Source organism: Pseudomonas sp. HMWF006 (assembly GCF_003061205.1).
GTDB classification, from domain to species: domain Bacteria; phylum Pseudomonadota; class Gammaproteobacteria; order Pseudomonadales; family Pseudomonadaceae; genus Aquipseudomonas; species Aquipseudomonas monsensis.
Window position 1 is genome coordinate 7,148 of record NZ_QAIU01000511.1, and the last position, 1,413, is coordinate 8,560.

Sequence of the window (1,413 nt, forward strand, 5' to 3'; positions counted from 1 at the left end):
TTCTCGGCGGCGGTATCGCTGGCCGAGAGCAGGGCGAAGGAGCGCAGGCTGACCTGGTGCTCGTGAGTGTGATATTCGCGGCGTTCCAGACGCTCGCGCTTGAAGCGTTTTTCCCGCGACAGGCGCGAGAACCAGTAGAGCAATTCGTCGGTGGCACCGTCCGGTTCCTGCTCCAGCAGCCAGGTCATCAGATCCGGCATCGGCAGGGACTCTTCGCAACGCTCGACCATCTCGCGCACGGTGCGCGGTGCACGTGGGGCATCGCCGGCTTTCTGCGTCTTGTGTGCCTTGGGGAAGCGCGCCGGTTTCGGCTCGAAACGCGCCAGGGCGTAGACGTAGGCTTCGACCTGACTGGCACTGCCGAGGAAGGTGCTTTGCGGGCGGGTGAACAGCGGCATCGCCGCTTGCGGCACGGCGTCGATGCCTTTACGGCGGATCGCCGCCAGCGCCAGGGCCGCGCCACGGGTCACGGCGTTGTGCCGGCGCGCTTCTTCGCGCAGTGGCAGCAGCAGTTCACGGGCGTGGCGCAGGGTCAGCTGGGCGCTGGTCTGCATTTCGAGGATGCGCGCGTGGGTGCGCAGGAGCATGTCGTCATCGACCAGATGGCCGAGGCGCTGCTGTTCGCTGAGCATCTTCAGCAGCACGGTTTCGACCTTGCGCACACCTTGCTCGAAAGCGCCGTCGGCGTTCACCAGATCAATCATCGGCTCGACGTATTCGTCCCAGGTCGCCAGTACTTCGGCGTAACGCTGACGCAGCGGGATCTGCCGGTCGCTGGTCTTGGCGCGTTCGGCCACGGCCACCAGCGCCTGCTCGTCGTTATCGAGCTTTTTCAGCACGTCACGCACGCGCATGTCGAGCAGGCGCAGCTGGCGGGCGAGGTCGTTGCCGTCGCGGACGTCGAACGCGTCCTGAATGTAGCCGGCCAGACGTTCGAGGTGACGCAGGTAGGCTTCGATCTCCAGGCACAGGCCCAGCCGGTGTTCACGGCGCAGGTAGGCGAGGAAGTCGTGGATCTGCGCGTTGAGCTCGAAACGGTTCGGGCTTTTCGCCACGGGCACCAGAATGTCGAGGCGAATCCACACGTCGAGCAGGCTGGTGATGTCCTGCGGCGTGCTGTCCAGTTGTTGGGCGGCCAGTTGCGTGCGCAGTTCGTTGAGGCTCAGGGTGCCCTGGTCGAAGTGCTCGCACAGTGGCTCCAGAAGTGCCCAGTGTTCAGCGAGGGCGCGCAAGACGCGCTTGGGTTCGATCATCGGAATGGCCGGCTGGTTGGCGATTAAAAGCCGCGATTGTACTGCATCAGCGACGATGCGATTCACTCTCGGGACGGGCTGTCGAATTTTCAGGGTAGAGAGCTTTGCTCAAGGCTATCGATCAACAGCAAGCGATCTTGAGCGAAGGGCGGTAGAATCA

At 63.9% G+C, this 1,413-nt stretch carries 1 protein-coding gene; it reads right to left on the reverse strand.

What is annotated here, in order from left to right:
• Window positions 1–1,253 (reverse strand): Mks condensin complex protein MksB (gene mksB / locus DBR24_RS22970; protein WP_177490666.1); only part of this gene is annotated, 1,253 nt, incomplete at its 3' end.
• Window positions 1,254–1,413 lie beyond the last annotated feature (160 nt).